Origin of the sequence: Acetobacter senegalensis (genome assembly GCF_001499615.1) — a bacterium.
In the GTDB taxonomy this organism is placed as follows: domain Bacteria; phylum Pseudomonadota; class Alphaproteobacteria; order Acetobacterales; family Acetobacteraceae; genus Acetobacter; species Acetobacter senegalensis.
The window spans coordinates 621223-637341 of sequence record NZ_LN606600.1; the positions used below are offsets into that span (position 1 = coordinate 621223).

The 16119-nt window shown below is 58.8% G+C and carries 13 protein-coding genes; 4 read left to right on the forward strand and 9 right to left on the reverse strand.

Annotation, left to right across the window (positions count from 1 at the left end):
• Nucleotides 1-371 precede the first annotated feature (371 nt).
• Nucleotides 372-1661, reverse strand: a complete 1290-nt coding sequence (gene glyA, locus ASN_RS02675) for a serine hydroxymethyltransferase (protein WP_006558732.1) — start codon at nt 1659-1661, stop codon at nt 372-374.
• Between the two features lie 186 nt (nt 1662-1847).
• Between glyA and ASN_RS02680 the strand changes: the two genes are divergently transcribed.
• The 3 genes from ASN_RS02680 to ASN_RS02690 all read left to right on the forward strand — a co-directional run bounded on the left by ASN_RS02680 (nt 1848) and on the right by ASN_RS02690 (nt 5354).
• Entirely contained in the window at nt 1848-3305 is a 1458-nt protein-coding gene (locus tag ASN_RS02680) for an amino acid permease (RefSeq protein WP_058987129.1), read from the forward strand.
• Nucleotides 3306-3445: 140 nt separating this feature from the next.
• The gene (gene hemB, locus ASN_RS02685; RefSeq protein ID WP_058987130.1) at nt 3446-4450 is read left to right on the forward strand and encodes a porphobilinogen synthase; all 1005 of its coding nucleotides are present in this window, start codon (nt 3446-3448) and stop codon (nt 4448-4450) included.
• A 148-nt stretch (nt 4451-4598) separates the two neighbouring features.
• Nucleotides 4599-5354 carry an arginyltransferase gene (locus ASN_RS02690; RefSeq protein WP_006558735.1) on the forward strand — a complete coding sequence of 252 codons (756 nt, stop codon included), beginning with the start codon at nt 4599-4601 and terminating at the stop codon, nt 5352-5354.
• A gap of 277 nt (nt 5355-5631) precedes the next feature.
• Here ASN_RS02690 and parC read toward each other — a convergent pair whose 3' ends face one another.
• Nucleotides 5632-7839 (reverse strand): DNA topoisomerase IV subunit A, encoded by a 2208-nt coding sequence (gene parC / locus ASN_RS02695; protein ID WP_039904451.1) that lies wholly within the window; start codon nt 7837-7839, stop codon nt 5632-5634.
• Between the two features lie 160 nt (nt 7840-7999).
• On the opposite strand from parC, the gene ASN_RS02700 reads away from it, so the two are divergent.
• Nucleotides 8000-8962 (forward strand): alpha/beta hydrolase, encoded by a 963-nt coding sequence (locus ASN_RS02700; protein WP_058987131.1) that lies wholly within the window; start codon nt 8000-8002, stop codon nt 8960-8962.
• A 75-nt stretch (nt 8963-9037) separates the two neighbouring features.
• Here ASN_RS02700 and recO read toward each other — a convergent pair whose 3' ends face one another.
• The 7 genes from recO to pabB all read right to left on the reverse strand — a co-directional run bounded on the left by recO (nt 9038) and on the right by pabB (nt 16094).
• Nucleotides 9038-9871, reverse strand: coding sequence for a DNA repair protein RecO (gene recO / locus ASN_RS02705; protein WP_039904453.1), 834 nt, complete (start codon nt 9869-9871; stop codon nt 9038-9040).
• A 19-nt stretch (nt 9872-9890) separates the two neighbouring features.
• Entirely contained in the window at nt 9891-10796 is a 906-nt protein-coding gene (gene tsf / locus ASN_RS02710; RefSeq protein WP_039904455.1) for a translation elongation factor Ts, read from the reverse strand.
• Between the two features lie 124 nt (nt 10797-10920).
• Complete coding sequence (gene rpsB, locus ASN_RS02715; RefSeq protein ID WP_039904457.1) at nt 10921-11718, reverse strand: 30S ribosomal protein S2; 798 nt, start codon at nt 11716-11718, stop codon at nt 10921-10923.
• Nucleotides 11719-11878: 160 nt separating this feature from the next.
• Nucleotides 11879-12982 (reverse strand): Rieske 2Fe-2S domain-containing protein, encoded by a 1104-nt coding sequence (locus ASN_RS02720; RefSeq protein ID WP_058989077.1) that lies wholly within the window; start codon nt 12980-12982, stop codon nt 11879-11881.
• 320 nt (nt 12983-13302) lie between these two features.
• The gene (locus tag ASN_RS02725; protein WP_006558743.1) at nt 13303-13680 is read right to left on the reverse strand and encodes a hypothetical protein; all 378 of its coding nucleotides are present in this window, start codon (nt 13678-13680) and stop codon (nt 13303-13305) included.
• Between the two features lie 195 nt (nt 13681-13875).
• Complete coding sequence (locus tag ASN_RS02730) at nt 13876-14685, reverse strand: aminotransferase class IV (RefSeq protein WP_058987132.1); 810 nt, start codon at nt 14683-14685, stop codon at nt 13876-13878.
• Nucleotides 14682-16094, reverse strand: a complete 1413-nt coding sequence (gene pabB / locus ASN_RS02735) for an aminodeoxychorismate synthase component I (RefSeq protein ID WP_058987133.1) — start codon at nt 16092-16094, stop codon at nt 14682-14684. Before pabB ends, ASN_RS02730 begins: the two co-directional genes overlap by 4 nt.
• Between the last annotated feature and the right edge of the window lie 25 nt (nt 16095-16119).

The window sequence follows — 16119 nt, forward strand, 5'->3', positions numbered from 1 at the left end:
CGCTTTTCAGCAAATCAACAAATAAAACATTTACACTATAGATGTTACAAATAGTTATTCCGGAATGGTTATAATCTGGATATTTTGCCTCAATGAAACGAAATGATACAAATACTGTTTCTACAATATACTATACTCGCCTCTATAGTCTTCGGCCCACACGGTAACGCACGAAGAGGGTCCTGTTGGCAGGCCCATGAAGCTGCACTCACGTTTGCGGCCTCAGGGCGATGAGGGCTGGCCCTACCCGATCCCACTCCTGCTCAGGTGTGACAGACAAGGCACCGGGGCGAGTGCTTTCCCCGCCCAGAACAAAAAAGGGGCAGACCGCAGCCTGCCCCTTCTTGCCGTTTTGTAGAACGAAGACCGTCTTATTTGGAATAGATCGGGAAACGGGCGCACAGGGCTTTGACGCGTTCATGCACGGCGTTTTCCACTTCCGCGTTGCCTTCTCCGCCAGAAGCGGCAAGGGCCGTCAGCACTTCGTCAATCATTTCGCCCACTTCACGGAACTCAGCTTCACGGAAGCCGCGAGCCGTAGCAGCAGGGCTGCCCAGACGCACGCCAGAGGTAATGGCGGGTTTTTCCGGATCAAACGGAATGGCGTTCTTGTTGGCGGTAATGCCAGCGCGTTCCAGAGCCTGCTCGGCGGCCTTGCCGGTCACTTTCTTGGGGCGCAGGTCAACCAGAAGCAGGTGAGAATCCGTGCCGCCGGTCACGATATCAAACCCGCGTTCCACCAGCACTTCAGCCAGAACGTTCGCGTTCTTCTGAACAGCTTTCTGGTATTCCTTGAATTCCGGACGCAGGGCTTCCCCAAACGCCACGGCCTTGCCCGCAATCACATGCATCAGCGGGCCACCCTGCAAGCCAGGGAACACGGCAGAGTTGATCTTCTTGGCCAGCGCCTCGTTATTGGTCAGGATCAGGCCGCCACGCGGGCCACGTAAAGTTTTGTGCGTGGTGGATGTCACGACATCCGCATACTCAACCGGGTTGGGATACAGACCGGCAGCGACCAGACCAGCGAAATGCGCCATGTCCACCATCAGCGCCGCGCCAACTTCATCGGCAATACGGCGGAAGCGGGCAAAATCAATAATGCGCGGGTAAGCAGACCCACCGGCAACAATCAGGGTCGGTTTGCTTTCCCGAACCAGCTGTTCCATTTCGTCATAGTCCAGCAGACCATCCTGACGGCGCACACCATACTGCACGGCATTGAACCATTTGCCGGAATAGTTGGGGGCCGCACCGTGGGTCAGATGGCCACCAGCAGCCAGACTCATACCAACAACGGTATCGCCCGGTTTGGCCAGCGCCATGAAGGCGGCCTGGTTGGCGTTCGCACCAGAATGCGGCTGCACGTTGGCAAATCCTGCGCCAAACAGGGTCTTGGCGCGCTCAATGGCCAGCACCTCGACCTTGTCCACTTCAGAACAGCCACCGTAATAGCGGCGGCCGGGATAGCCTTCCGCATATTTGTTGGTCAGCACACTGCCCTGAGCCTGCAACACGGCTTCAGAAACCATGTTCTCGCTGGCAATCAGCTCAATGCCGTCCTGCTGGCGTTTCAGCTCACTGGCCAGAGCGGCCGCAACGTCCGGATCAATTTCTGTAACCGGTGCGTGAAAAAAACGATCCAGATCCGTCTGGCTCATCAGGAGCTCCCTTGAATTTCATCACTTCGCCCGGCACGGGTACCGCCCGGATGGACCCCGCGCCAGTTCATTACGTTCAAAACACATCTTGCTAAGACGTGCACACTAGCCTCTCTATAGGGCAGAGAAGGCTACCACGGCGCTCTCTTACCGTTTTTGCCGTGGTTCTGACAGGAGAAAAATTTAATGACGCAAAGGCCTGCTTCTTCCGCAGCCTCGGCTTTTACCCGCTGTATGCCCCTGAACAAGCTGGAATCCACACAAGGCCTTAAAAGGGTTCTGGGCCCCGGCAGTCTGGTTGCGCTGGGTGTGGGCGCCACCATCGGGGCAGGTCTGTTTTCCCTCACTGGTATTGCGGCATCTGAAAATGCAGGCCCGGCCGTTGTCATTTCCTTTCTGATTGCCGCTATCGCATGCGGATTCGCAGGCCTGTGCTACAGTGAACTGGCCAGCATGATCCCCATTGCCGGCAGCGCCTATACCTATGCTTACGTTACGCTGGGCGAACTGATGGCGTGGATCATCGGGTGGGATCTTGTGCTGGAATACGCGGTAGGCGCTGCAACCGTGGCGGTAAGCTGGTCACGCTACGTTGTCTCCCTGCTGGAGTCGTGGGGGCTGGTACTACCACCCCGGCTGACAGCTTCTCCCTTTGAAACGATTCAACTGGCTGATGGCTCCACCGTAACAGGGCTGATGAACCTTCCGGCCACCTTTATCATCTGTCTGGTGTCCTGGATCCTTATTCGCGGTATTTCACAGTCCGCGCAGGTCAACGCCGTTATTGTCACCATCAAGCTGCTGGTGATTGCCGCCTTTATCGGGTTTGGCATTTCCTACATCAACCCGTCCAACTACCACCCGTTCATTCCCCCCAATGATGGCACATTCGGCCATTATGGCTGGTCTGGCATCATGCGCGCCGCAGGCACCATCTTCTTTGCCTATGTGGGGTTTGATGCCGTCTCCACCACGGCGCAGGAAACCAAAAACCCGGCGCGGGACATGCCAATCGGCATTCTGGGCAGCCTGCTGGTGTGCTCTCTGGCCTATATTGCGTTCTCCTTCGTCATGACCGGGCTGGTGAACTACAAGGACATGCTGGGTGATGCCGCCCCCGTGGCCACCGCCATCAACCGCACGCCCTACCAGTGGCTGCAACTGGCGGTAAAAATCGGCATTATCTGCGGGTTTACCTCCGTTCTGCTGGGCATGCTTCTGGGTCAGAGCCGCGTGTTCTTCGCCATGTCCCGTGATGGGCTTCTGCCGGCTATGTTCAGCAAAACCCACCCACGGTATCAGACCCCCTGGCTCTCCAACCTGTTCTTCATGGTGCTCACCTGCCTGCTCAGCGCTTTTCTGCCTATCTCGGAACTGGGGCACATGACGTCCATCGGCACCCTGCTGGCCTTTGTGCTGGTATGTGCGGGCGTGATGGTTCTGCGCCGCAAATCCCCTGACGCCCCGCGCGCCTTCCGTGTGCCGGGCGGGGATATTGTGCCGGTTCTGGGCATTCTGAGCTGCGGCGCCGTCATGGTTTCTCTGGATAAACTGACATGGGTCCGTCTGGTAGTGTGGCTGGCCATCGGCATGGTCATCTATCTGGGATACGGGCGTTACCGTAGCGTTCTGGCACGGTCCTGATACGCGCTGGGCGGGGTTGCATAACGCGGCAGGGAGAGCATACTCCGCCCTGCCGTTCACCCCGTTGGCCCTGCCTGTATTCGGTCGCACTCTCCTTGCCCGGCCGTATCAGAGCGCCGACACGCTAGGAGATTCCGCCCATGAAGGCCGGTCGCTTCCCTCTGGCCCGCCCCCGTCGCAACCGTTTTGACGATTTCACCCGTCGGCTGGTTGCAGAAACCTCTTTGGGCATCAACAACCTGATCTGGCCTATCTTCTTCACGGAAGGCACAAACACCGTGACAGAAGTGGCCTCCATGCCCGGCGTGCATCGCGTTACGCTGGACCGCTTGGCCGCCCACGTTGAACCGGCCGCCAAACTGGGTATTCCCGCTGTAGCGCTGTTTCCCGTCACCCCTATGGAAGTGCGGGATGCAGAAGGCACGGAAGCCCTGAACCCGGATAACCTGATGTGCCGGGCCGCCCGCCTGCTGAAAAAGGAATTCCCCAATGTGGGGCTGATCGGGGATGTGGCGCTGGACCCCTACACCAGCCACGGCCATGATGGCGTGATCCGCGATGGGTATGTGGTGAATGAGGAATCCGTCACCATTCTGACGCAGCAGACCATCAATCAGGCCGCTGCGGGCGTGGATATCATCGCACCGTCTGACATGATGGATGGTCGCATTGGCACCATGCGCATGGCGCTGGATGAAGCCGGGCTGCTGAACACCCGTATCATGTCCTATGCCGCCAAATACGCGAGTGCCTTCTACGGCCCGTTCCGTGATGCGTTGGGTTCTGGCGGTATGCTGAAGGGCGACAAGAAAACCTACCAGATGGACCCCGCCAACAGCGATGAAGCCCTCCGCGAAGTGGAGATGGATATTGCTGAAGGCGCGGATATGGTCATGGTCAAACCCGGCATGCCGTATCTGGACATCATCCGCCGTGTGCGGGACACGTTTGCCGTGCCCACCTATGCCTATCAGGTGTCTGGCGAGTATGCGATGCTGATGGCCGCCATCCGTAATGGCTGGCTGGACCATGAACGCGCCGTGATGGAAAGCCTTCTGGCCTTCCGCCGTGCGGGCGCCAACGGCATTCTGACCTACTTTGCAGTTGAAGCCGCAGAACGGATCAAACAGACCTACGGCGTCTGATCCGTTTTTATTTCACGTCAAGGTTAAACCCTGCGCACTCTGTTGGTGTTGAAACAGAGTGCGCGTCGGGCCAGCATGCTGTTACACTTCTCCGGCAGGCTGTTAGGCGGCGCCCCAGCCCGCTCCAATCTTTGCCGGACAGGATGATATGGTTTCCTCGCTGCGACATCCGCAGTTTTTCTACACCACAGCACCGCAGCCGTGCCCCTATCTGCCGGGGCAGATGGAGCGGAAGGTTATTGCTGATCTGAATGTGCCTGCGGCAGATGCCCTGCACAGCCGCCTCTCCCGCGTGGGGTTCAGGCGCAGCCACACACTGGCTTATGCCCCCGTATGCGCCACCTGCGCCGCCTGTATTCCCATCCGCCTGCCTGTTGCGCGCTTTACGCCAGACCGCACGCAAAAACGCACCCTGCGCCGCAATGCTGATCTGACCGCCACCTGCACCGCCCCCAAGGCCACGGAAGAACAGTACGACCTGTTCACCCGCTATCAGTCCGCCCGCCACGCGGAGGGCGACATGGCCGACATGAACGCCGAAGAATATCGCGGCATGATTGAGGACACGACGGTACAAACCATGGTGGTGGAATTCCGGGATACCACCCACCAGCTTCTGGCCGTCAGCCTTGTCGACCAACTAGAGGATGGTCTTTCGGCCGTTTACAGTTTTTATGAACCCGCTGCCCCCCACCGCTCCCTGGGCAGCTTCGCCATTCTGGCTCTGATCCGTGAAACGGAGCGGCTGGGATTACCTTATCTGTATCTGGGCTACTGGGTGCAGAAAAGCCGGAAGATGTCCTACAAATCCCGCTACCACCCTGCCGAAATTCTCAGTCAGGGCACATGGCACACGCTTGACCCGGACAATCCGCCGCCAGAAGAGCGACGAGAACCGGAATAAAACGGGTATAAAAACCTGTCACGTCAACCGAACAGATTTTTACGGGACGGAAACACCTAAGTCGCATTCGGCCGCCACCGTAGCGGCTGCGTGCGTTGGATTTTCGCCCCGCGATAACGAACGGTGAAGGCTATCGTCGTCCAGATATCCGCCCCCCACGCTTTCACATCCGCTTTTCAGCTTCAAAACGTTCTATCTGGCCCTTATGTGCTGACTATTCAGACTGCACTGAGGAACACGACCGGGGCATGACTATTCTGCCATACCCCTTACCAGGTCAGGCCTTTTTCAGAGCCCAGGCGGGAGCGTTTTTGCCTACCGCAGCACGTTTACCCACCCATTCCTGCAAATCAGCAAACTGGCGAACGCGCACGGCACCGGGCCAGAGCAACCCGTCCGTGGAGGAGAACACCATGGCCTGCCGCAGGCCGCCATCTGCATATTTCTGCAACGCCACGCCCAGCCCCCGGCCCATGACGGGCAACTGCTCAGCCGGAAAAATCAGGAAGCGGCGATTATCGCCTAACACAGCAACCTGATCACCTTCCGCCGGGCTGCAAATCTTGGCGTATTCGCCTTCCTTCAGATTGAGCACCTGACGGCCAGAGCGTTTTTCGGCCACCATGCTGTCTTCTTCCACCAGCATGCCGCGCCCTGCGCTGGATGCCACAAGCCGTTTTGCCCCTTCCTTGACTGCAAAAACCGCTATCAGATCTTCATCATTACCCAGATCAAACAGCAGGCGCACCGGCTGGCCATCACCACGGCCACGCGGCAGATCCGCCCCCTTGAGGGTAAAGGCCCGCCCGTCCGTGCCAAAGAAGCACAGTTTGTCTGTCGTCTGGCAGGGCACCGCCAGTTTCAGACCATCGCCTTCCTTGAACTTCTGGTTTTCCAGATCAATGGCATGCCCTTTGATAGCACGCACCCACCCTTTCTGAGACAGGATCAGGGTAATGGGTTCGCGCTCCACCGTTTCCACCACGGAGATATCAACCGGCTTGGGCGCGGACAGCAGCGTGCTGCGGCGCTGCCCCAGTGCACCGGCCCCAAACTGTTTGACCATGCCATCCAGTTCGCGGCCAATACGGGACCAGCGCAGTTTTTCATCACCCAGCAGCTTGAGAAGGTCATCCCGTTCAGCGGAAAGCTTGTCATACTCCTTGCGGATTTCGAGCTCTTCCAGCTTGCGCAGGCTACGCAGGCGCATGTTGAGCACCGCCTCGGCCTGCATATCCGTAAGCGTGAACGTGCTGATCAGGCAGGCCTTGGCGTCATCCTCTTCCCGGATAATGCGGATCACCTCATCCAGATTGAGATAAACCGCCAGGAAGCCGCTGAGAATTTCCAGCCGCCGCTCCACAGCGTCCAGACGGTGGCGGGTGCGACGTTCCAGAACCTCGTGCCGGTGGTCCAGCCACGCCTGCAGCACATCCTTCAGGCCCAGCACACCGGGGGCACGGTCTGCGCCCAGCACGTTCATGTTCAGGCCAAACCGGCTTTCAAGCTGCGTGGCCCGGAACATGGTTTCCATCAGCACTTCTGGTTCGATCCCGCGGGTTTTGGGTTCCAGAATCAGCCGGATCACATCCGTGCTTTCATCCCGGATATCCCCCAGCAGCGGCAGCTTTTTCTGCTCCAGCAGGTCAGCCACCTGCTCGATCAGGCGTGATTTCTGCACCTGATACGGAATTTCCGTGACAATGATCTGCCACGTGCCAAACCGGCCCTGCTCCACTTCCCAGCGGGCACGCATGCGGAAGCTGCCGCGCCCGGTCTCATAGGCTTTCAGAATGGCGTCGGAATCTTCAACAATCAGGCCGCCTGTGGGAAAATCCGGGCCCGGCATCAGCTTCAGCAGGTCTTCCGTGGTGCTCTGGGGCTTGCGCACCAGCAAGGCAGCAGCAGCGCACACTTCCGCCGCGTTGTGCGGGGGAATACTGGTGGCCATACCCACCGCAATACCGGATGCCCCATTGGCCAGCAGGTTCGGGAAGGCTGCCGGAAGCACAACCGGCTCCTGCTCCTCTCCATCATAGGTGGGGCGGAAATCCACGGCATCGTTTTCAATGCCATCCAGCAGCGCACGGGCAACTTCTGTCAGCCGAGCCTCGGTGTATCGCATGGCGGCGGCATTATCGCCGTCAATCGAGCCAAAATTGCCCTGACCTTCCACCAGCGGGTAGCGGGCAGCAAAATCCTGCGCCAGACGCACGAGCGCTTCATAAACAGAGGCATCGCCATGGGGGTGGAACTTACCAATCACATCCCCCACCACGCGGGCGCACTTCTTGAAGCCCGCCGAGGGGTCCAGCTTCAACTGGTGCATGGCATACACCAACCGCCGGTGCACCGGCTTCAACCCATCACGCACATCCGGCAGAGAGCGGGACATGATAGTGGACAGCGCATAGGCCAGATACCGTTCGCTCAGCGCATCCGCCAGCTTGGTCTCTTCCACATGGCCTTCAAACGTCTCGCTCATTTCCTGCTCCCCGGACACTGTGCAGGCTCTCGCCCGCCTGGACACATAGCGTTGCTTGCCCTTTTGTTCCAGCCCTCAGCAAAGAGTCGGAAAAGGTGATAGGCTTTCTTTGGCCTGTGCCGCCGGTTTCTTCTCCACCGCTTTTTCTTGAGGACACCCCATGCCCCGGCTTACGCGCAGAACGGTTCTGACAGGCACAGCCTCCTGCGTGATCACCAGAAGCCGCGCGCGGGCTGAAACGCCTGCGGCTCCCCTTCTCTCCCTGCCGGATGCAACGGTGCTCCCGTTATGGCCCGCCACACCACCCGGCGGAGGCGGCCCGGACAATCACACACCCCATCTTTCCCCCACCGGCTCTCTGACAGGCATTTCCGAACCCGTGCTTCAGATCTACCGTCCGGCCCGCCCCAATGGCGCGGCCATGATCGTAGCGGCAGGGGGAGGATATCAGCACATCACGCAACGCAAGGAAGCCACGCCTGCCACACGCTGGCTGCAAAAACTTGGCATAACCGTAGGGGTGCTCACTTACCGGCTACCAGAAGAAGGATGGCATGCGGCGTCCCTCGCGCCCTTTCAGGATGCCCAACGCGCCATACGGCTGCTCCGCACCCATGCCCGTCAGTATGGCATTGACCCTGACCGCATTGGTATTCTGGGATTTTCTGCCGGAGGGCATTTGCTGGGGTTATGCGCCACCCGCCCTGATTGGCAGACCTACTCCCCCACGGATACCGCAGACACCGCCCCCATCAAGGTAGCGCTGGCCCTCCTCGCCTATCCCATCATTTCTCTGGAACCGCCATATAACCATACGCATACAAGCCGCACATTACTCGGCCCGCACCCAACGCAGGCAGATGCGCGGGCATGGTCCATTCCCCCTTACATTCGGCACGGCGGCCCGCCGTTCTTTCTGGTTCAGGCAGCGGATGACCCGATTGCCGCCCCGGGCCAGACAGCCCTGTTAGAGCAAGCGTGTCAGCAGAATGCCGTGCCTGTCACCCGGCACCTTTTTGCCACCGGTGGTCATGGCTTCGGGCTAGGCCGCCCCGGCACGCCAACCCTCACATGGCCCCATCTGGCGGAACAGTTCCTGCACGAGCAGTCATTCATCAGCTAACATCCAGAAACTGCTGAAGGAGGCGTTATGAGAGAATGGGTGCGTATTCCCCTGCGGGAGTGATCATCATCCCCCTCACTCGGAAGGGTCAGCACTTTTTTCGGGCGGCTGATCATGCTCAACAAGCGTCTCCGCCTTTTCTTCGGCATCGGCCAGACGCGCCACACGCTCTTCCAGCCGTTCCCGCGCTGCGGGCATGGGTCTATGGCGTTGCCCGTAGGCATCCCGCGCCAAAAAATAACTGGTCAGACGGAGGCCAGCCAACCAGTCCTGCTTCGTGCCGGTCTCTTCATCAGACAGCAGAAACGCCGGGAGCGGCAGCAGGCGGTTTTTCCACTCCCCTGCGCCCTCTTCCGTCACGGCCTTACCTGTGCGCGGGGAAACATAGGCCAGTCCCTCCGTCGCCCCTGTTACCGCGCAACAGGAGAGATCCAGCCCGAACCCCAGATCGGCCAGAAGCGCCAGTTCCCACCGCACAACATGCGGCAACCCTTCCTGTTCGGACACGGCAGGGTCCATTCCCAGAAAAGTCAGCAATTTCAGAGTATGGGCAAACAGAGCCGGGCAAGGCTCGCCTTCTGGCAGGGCCGTATCAGCCAAAACGCACACAGACTGCATCATGGACAAAGCCAGCGGCGCATCCAGCAGCCGAAAACCACATCCGTACAGCATCTCGCCAGACAGGCGGGGCATGGTGCCTGTGCTGCGGGTCTGAAACCGGGTTTTCACCACATTGCCCGGTTGCCACAGCGCACTCCCTGCACGGGAGCGTGCGCCGTACGCCACGCCATGCACCAGACCATTCTCTTCGGTCAGCACATGCACGCGGGCGTTGACCTCCCCCAACGGGAAGGCAGAAAGCACAAGGGCGGGAGCCTCCCTATCCTGGGAAGTCCCGCCCTGTTGCATCAGTCAGGTTCGCCTGAAATCAGACGCCAGAGACTTTCGCTACTTCAGCAGCAAAGTCATCGGCTTCTTTTTCAATGCCTTCACCCAGCTGGAAGCGGTCAAAGCCAACCAGCTTCACGCCAGCTTTTTCCAGCACGTTCTTCACGCGGGTTTCGCCATCATGCACCCACACCTGTTCCAGAAGCACAACTTCTTCATAGAACTTGCGGATACGGCCTTCGATCATCTTTTCGATGATCGCTTCCGGCTTACCAGAAGCGCGAGCCTGTTCAACCAGAACAGCGCGTTCACGCTCAACTTCTTCCGGGTCCAGGCTGGTCACATCCAGAGAAGACGGACGGGTAGCAGCAACATGCATGCCAACCTGACGGCCAAGCTGTTCAATGGCATCATCAGCCGTGGGGGCTTCAATGGCAGCCAGAACACCAATCTTGCCCAGGCCCGGACGCAGCGCGCCGTGCACATAGGTTGCCACAACGCCAGACGGCACCGTGAACACACGGGCGCGACGCAGGGACATGTTTTCGCCAATGGTGGCAATCAGGTGCGTCAGTTCATCAGCAACCGTGCGGCCGGTTTCCAGCGTAGCGGCCTTGATGGCTTCCAGATCTTCGCCAACCTTCAGGGCAACCTTGGCAACGCTTTCCACAAAGTTCTGGAAGGCTTCGTTACGGGCCACGAAGTCGGTTTCGGCGTTCACCTCAACCATGGAGGCTTTCTTGTCTTCAGACGCAACGCCTACCAGACCTTCAGCAGCGGTACGGCCGGACTTCTTGGCAGCAGCAGCCAGACCTTTGGTGCGCAGCCAGTCAATGGCGCCTTCAATTTCACCATTGGCTTCGTTCAGCGCTTTTTTGCAGTCCATCATGCCTGCGCCGGTCTTTTCGCGCAGTTCCTTCACCAGTGCAGCGGTAATAGCCGCCATATCTGTCACTCCTTAAAAACCGGAACGCGCCCGTGTAGGGGCGCGCACCGGGCTGTTTGTGCCTGCGCGCAGGCACCCATCTCATCTGAAACAGGCGGGCAAAAGGCCCGCCTGTCAGTCAACTTCAGTTTGCAGCCGGAGCCGGAGCTTCAGCAGCAGGAGCTGCTTCCGTTTCCAGAGCCGGATCAATCGGCAGCTCTTCAGCAGCACCGAAATCCTGGCCAGAAGCGCCGAGTTCAGCGGAAATCCCGTCCAGAACAGCGGAGGACACCAGATCACAGTACAGGGAGATCGCGCGGATGGCGTCATCATTCCCCGGAATCGGGAAGGTCACGCCCTTCGGATCAGAGTTGCTGTCCAGAATGGCCACAACCGGAATGCCCAGCTTGTTGGCTTCTTCAACAGCCAGCTTTTCCTTGTTGGTGTCGATGATGAACAGGATATCGGGCAGGCCGCCCATTTCCTTGATACCACCCAGGGAGCGTTCCAGCTTGTCGCGGTCGCGGGTCATATCAAGAATTTCTTTCTTGGTCAGACCGGCCGTGCCGCCGTCCAGCATTTCTTCAATCTGGCGCAGACGCTTGATGGAACCCGTGATGGTCTTCCAGTTGGTGAGCATACCGCCCAGCCAACGGTGGTTCACATAATACTGGCCACAACGCTTGGCGGCTTCAGCAATCGGTTCGGCTGCGGCGCGCTTGGTGCCAACAAACAGAACGCGGCCACCACCGGCAACAGTGTTGCGGATTGCCTGCAGGGCGCGGTCAAGCAGGCCAACGGTCTGCTGCAGGTCAATGATGTGAACCTGGTTGCGCACGCCGAACAGATACGGCTCCATGCGCGGGTTCCACCGGCGGGTGTGGTGACCAAAGTGAACGCCAGCTTCCAGAAGCTGACGGAGTGTGAAATCAGGCATCGCCATGGGGCGTTTTTCCTACCATTCTGGTTAATCCTCCGCGAAGCACTGCCCTGCGTGAACAGGACACCAGAGGGTGAAGGCTTCGCGTGCGTCGTCCCGGCCTGGGCCAAGCGATGCCGATATGGCGGTTTTCGCTGGCCCATGCAAGGCAAAAAGTGTGTTTTCAGCCCTTTTTCAGCGGTCTGGCTGCCTTGTTGGGCACGCCCCCACGGGCCAGCAGAGCCCGCAACGCCTTGACGATGGGGAACACTTCTACATTGTGGTCCCCACCCAGTTCACGCCATGCTTTCTGCTCAAGCTCCACAATCTCGCGGTCTTCTTCAAAGATACGGTGCGTGAACAGCCCCAGCGCGGGCCATGCCAGATCAAGCAGAAAACCCCATTTGGGTTTCTTGACAGACAACAGACCAAACGCCTGCGTGCCCTGCTGGTCAGAGCCCAGCGGCACGTAACAGGCCCATAGATCCATGATCAGATCGCCGTCCTTGTCATGAATTTTCAGCGTCTGATACGGGTAGGTGGTGCGGATGGACACCACTTCCTCTACCGGCTGCTCCCGCCCCTCCAGATCATGGTGCTTGCCAAAAATCAGGGCTTCGGCCAGCGGCTGGTTGCCGCCCTTGCGGGCAAAGCTGTAACGGGCTTCCAGAAAGTTATCGCCCTTGTCCTGCCCCAGAAAGCGCGCCGTGATGGAGCCCATCTGGCGGCGGTGCAGAAACTGATGGTTCATGTCCATCAGGTTTTCATGCATGAAGGTGTAGTGGCATTTCAGACGCGGGCCGAACTGGCGCGTCTTGTATTCCGGATTCCCTACCTGCGCGATATCGGGCACCTGCACAGTCTCGGCCAGAGCGGGATCTCCGGGGAAAATGAAAATCAGGCCCGCCTTTTCCCGGCATGGATACGCCCGCACGGGCCGCCCCACATCCGAACGGTTCAGGTAGGGCACGGTCACGCATTTGCCTGCGCGGTCAAACGCCCATCCATGATAACAGCACTTGATGCAGTCGCCTTCCACCAGCCCTTTGCTCAGGGGCACCTGACGATGCGCGCAACGGTCTTCCAGGGCATAGACCGGCCCTTTTTCCGGGCGGATCAGCGCAATGGGGTGGCCAGCATAGCGGGTGGGAAAAGCCTTGCCCGGACGCACCTTGTGCGCCCACGCCACCGGATACCAGAAATTCGGATTACTATCGATCTGCCGAAGATCATATTCCGGCGCTTCAGCCTGTTGAGCCGTTTCACTCCGAGAAGCTTCCACCAGCATGGCGTGCCCGTCCTTTCCCATGACCAGAGGCTGCTGTTCGGTGCGAACACAACCTCACACAATTCCTGCATGTTACGATTGAGCCTGTGGTTGCCATCATACAACCCCGGCCTCTGCATGCCAGATTAGCCCATGAAGAAGAGGCGTGCCTATCACGTCACGCAAAAAAGCCGCCTTGCCGTCCCGCAGGGCAAGCCCATATGCAGAACGGAAATGGCAGCCTGTCTGGCAGGAATTACGGGAAACACTCGAAACACCGCCCGCGGGTGGGAACAGCTTCCAAAAGAAGCCTGCTCCCTCCTTAACAGTGGAGCGCGCCCTCAGTTCTGCGGCTGAGTTTCGGTATGTGGGGGCGTTGGCCGCTGGCGGCTATATTTGCCGTTCTGATACTTGCCGGGCTGATAGGCGTGCGGTGGCGTGGTGGATTGCTTGTTGCTTTCCGTTGTTCCCGCAGGTTTGTCATTGGGCGGAGGCTGGGTGCCCGGCTGTTCGGCCTCCGTGCGCGGGTTGGTCCAGAGTTTTTTGGAAGGATCAATCCGTTTGCCGTTTTTATCCACCGCTGCCGGAGGCGGTTTGCCAACCTGTGATGCTGCGGAATCAGCCGTAGGCGGCTTGCTGCTGTCGTCCTGGGCCAGAGCAAATGCCGGGGCTGTAATAAGTGCTGCTCCCAGCAGAAGCGAATGTAAGCGGATAGCCATGGTTGGTCTCTCTGTGCTGCTGTTATAATAGACAACTCTCCTGACCTAACTGACCAGTTTTACAGAAGTTCCTTTGAAAAGATGTTTTCTCCTGAAAGCACGGTTTGAAAATCCTCAGCATCAGAGGCCATTGTCGCAAACGGGATCATGCCCTTTGACTCTCGGCTTGCAACGGAACCAATCCGTACCCTTGTATCAATCCTGAGCAACATCCAGCGCTGCGCATAATGTGCGCAAACCAGAAAAACAGTGCGCCATTTCTTGCCCATTGAGCAAAGAAACCACCCGCAGCCCCAGACTATTAACCAGATAGAGTGCGGTCGCCTGCTGCAAACGTGGTTGCTCCACCTTTTCTTCCGTCATCAGGCCCGTCTGCAACAGCACGCCCCGCGCTACCCCCGGCAACGCTCCCTCCGCCACAGACGGCGTGACAAATTTTTCCTGTTCCTGAAGCACCAACGTGCTGACAGTGGTTTCCGCCACGCGCCCCTGCACGTTCAGAAGCAACGCATCCCCGTACCCGGCCCGTTCTGCCTCCTGCCGTGCCAGAATGTTGGGCAGATAATTCAGACTTTTGATACGGCTCAACGGAGATTGCTCATCCCGGCGCACCAACTGGCTGGTCATGACCGAGACGGACGCCACACGCGCTGTACCTGCCGCAACGGTCATGAAAACAGTCGGCCGAACATCCTGCGGTGGGGCAAGGCCACGCGGCCCTACGCCACGCGTCACCGTAAGGCGTGCTGAGCCGTTTTGCAGCCCTGTTGCTGCCAGAAGTGCTTTTGCAGCCTGCGCGACCTCCTCGCCTGAAGGGACGGGCAGAACCAGCACGGCACTTCCCTCCTGCAAACGCTGCATGTGCCTGTCCAGATGCAGAAGATTTCCGTTCTTGACACGTATTGTTTCAAACAGGCCGTCTCCCAGCGTCAACCCTCTGTCCGCCAGACTCACATGGGCCTGCGCGGCCTCATACACCTGCCCGTTCAGCCAGACAAACGTCATGCCGCACCACCAAACAAGGAAAAGAAGGGAGCCAGCTTCAAGCGCATTTCCTCATATTCCTTTTCAGGATCGGAAAGAATGGTAATCCCCCCACCCGATGCCAGCGTCAGGCGGTCTGCCACGCGCGTAACCGTGCGGATAATGACGGAACTTTCCATCCTGCCCTCCACCCCGATGCAGAACACGCTGCCGCAATATGCTCCACGTGGAGAGGCTTCCAGTTCTTCTATAATTTCCATGGCTCTATGTTTGGGCGCGCCGGTCACAGACCCCGGCGGCAGGGTGGCTTGCAGCAGATCAAACACATCCCGCCCCGCGGCCAACTCCCCCCGCACTTCAGACACCAGATGATGCACATGGGCAAAACGTTCCACCGCCAGAAACTCCGGCACGCTCATGCTCCCTACCCGCGCCACCCGTCCGATATCATGACGCATCAGATCCACAATCATCAGGTTCTCGGCACGCTCTTTTTCATCCAGCGCCAGAGCGGCGGCAAAAGCGCTGTCCTCCTCCGGCGTGCGCCCGCGTGGGGCCGTGCCCTTGATAGGACGGGACGTGACGCCCCGTTGCGCGTTCACCTGCAAAAACTGCTCTGGCGATGTGGAATGCAACGCATAGCCAACCCCGCACCCAAGATACGCCCCGAAAGGTGCCGGAGCATGCTGACGCAGCGCCAGATAAAGCGCCACATTTGAAAAATCTTCTGAAAAATGGCTGCTATATCGGCCTGTGATGTTCACCTGAAAAATATCACCCGCCGCAATATAATCCCGCGCCCGCGCCACCGCCGCGCAATAGGACTCCCGCGTCTGATCCGGCACAAACGTGACGGCTGGCAACGGCGCATGGGAAGCAGAAACCGTAGGCAGATCATGCCAGGCTGCCACATGCGCCTGCCATGGTTCGGAGGCTGGAGCGCCCTCCGTTTCACTGGTGAATAACCCGGTAATAAAGGCACGTTTTTCAAGACGATCCCACAGAAATGCGTGATCATAAAACCCGGCGGCAAAATCCGGTTCATCTGAAACACGATGATCCACCCTGATCTGTTCCAGAGCCTGCCCTAGCCCATAGCCTGCAAAACCAATCCATCCCCCATGAAATGGCAGGGCATAAGCACCCGTTTCGTCGTCCACCCGCATGGCGGCAGGCATGATGCGCCTCAGCCGAGCGAAGAGATCGGAGGGTGTAAAGGGAACGGCAGGTTCGGCATCCTGAATAATCAGACCGTTTTTCACGCTCAGAACATGGCGTGGCGCCGTGCAGAAAATCTGCCAGCGACTTCTGTCCACCACCGGACCACCGCTATCCAGAAACGCGCACCATGGAGCCTCCCCCCATGCGGCAAAAACCGTTTCCGGCTCCCGCCATGGCACTTCACGCGCCCATACGTGCACGCTCTTCATGCTCCCTTCGGGCTCCTGTGCGGAA

Excerpts from the sequence above, each read along its gene's own strand:
- ASN_RS02680 (WP_058987129.1), top strand. The coding sequence starts at position 1,848 with ATGACGCAAAGGCCTGCTTCTTCCGCAGCCTCGGCTTTTACCCGCTGT.
- hemB (WP_058987130.1), top strand. The coding sequence starts at position 3,446 with ATGAAGGCCGGTCGCTTCCCTCTGGCCCGCCCCCGTCGCAACCGTTTT.
- ASN_RS02730 (WP_058987132.1), bottom strand. The coding sequence starts at position 14,685 with ATGACGTTTGTCTGGCTGAACGGGCAGGTGTATGAGGCCGCGCAGGCC.
- tsf (WP_039904455.1), bottom strand. The coding sequence starts at position 10,796 with ATGGCGGCTATTACCGCTGCACTGGTGAAGGAACTGCGCGAAAAGACC.
- ASN_RS02725 (WP_006558743.1), bottom strand. The coding sequence starts at position 13,680 with ATGGCTATCCGCTTACATTCGCTTCTGCTGGGAGCAGCACTTATTACA.
- rpsB (WP_039904457.1), bottom strand. The coding sequence starts at position 11,718 with ATGGCGATGCCTGATTTCACACTCCGTCAGCTTCTGGAAGCTGGCGTT.
- parC (WP_039904451.1), bottom strand. The coding sequence starts at position 7,839 with ATGAGCGAGACGTTTGAAGGCCATGTGGAAGAGACCAAGCTGGCGGAT.
- ASN_RS02700 (WP_058987131.1), top strand. The coding sequence starts at position 8,000 with ATGCCCCGGCTTACGCGCAGAACGGTTCTGACAGGCACAGCCTCCTGC.
- glyA (WP_006558732.1), bottom strand. The coding sequence starts at position 1,661 with ATGAGCCAGACGGATCTGGATCGTTTTTTTCACGCACCGGTTACAGAA.
- ASN_RS02720 (WP_058989077.1), bottom strand. The coding sequence starts at position 12,982 with ATGCTGGTGGAAGCTTCTCGGAGTGAAACGGCTCAACAGGCTGAAGCG.
- ASN_RS02690 (WP_006558735.1), top strand. The coding sequence starts at position 4,599 with ATGGTTTCCTCGCTGCGACATCCGCAGTTTTTCTACACCACAGCACCG.
- pabB (WP_058987133.1), bottom strand. The coding sequence starts at position 16,094 with ATGAAGAGCGTGCACGTATGGGCGCGTGAAGTGCCATGGCGGGAGCCG.
- recO (WP_039904453.1), bottom strand. The coding sequence starts at position 9,871 with ATGCAACAGGGCGGGACTTCCCAGGATAGGGAGGCTCCCGCCCTTGTG.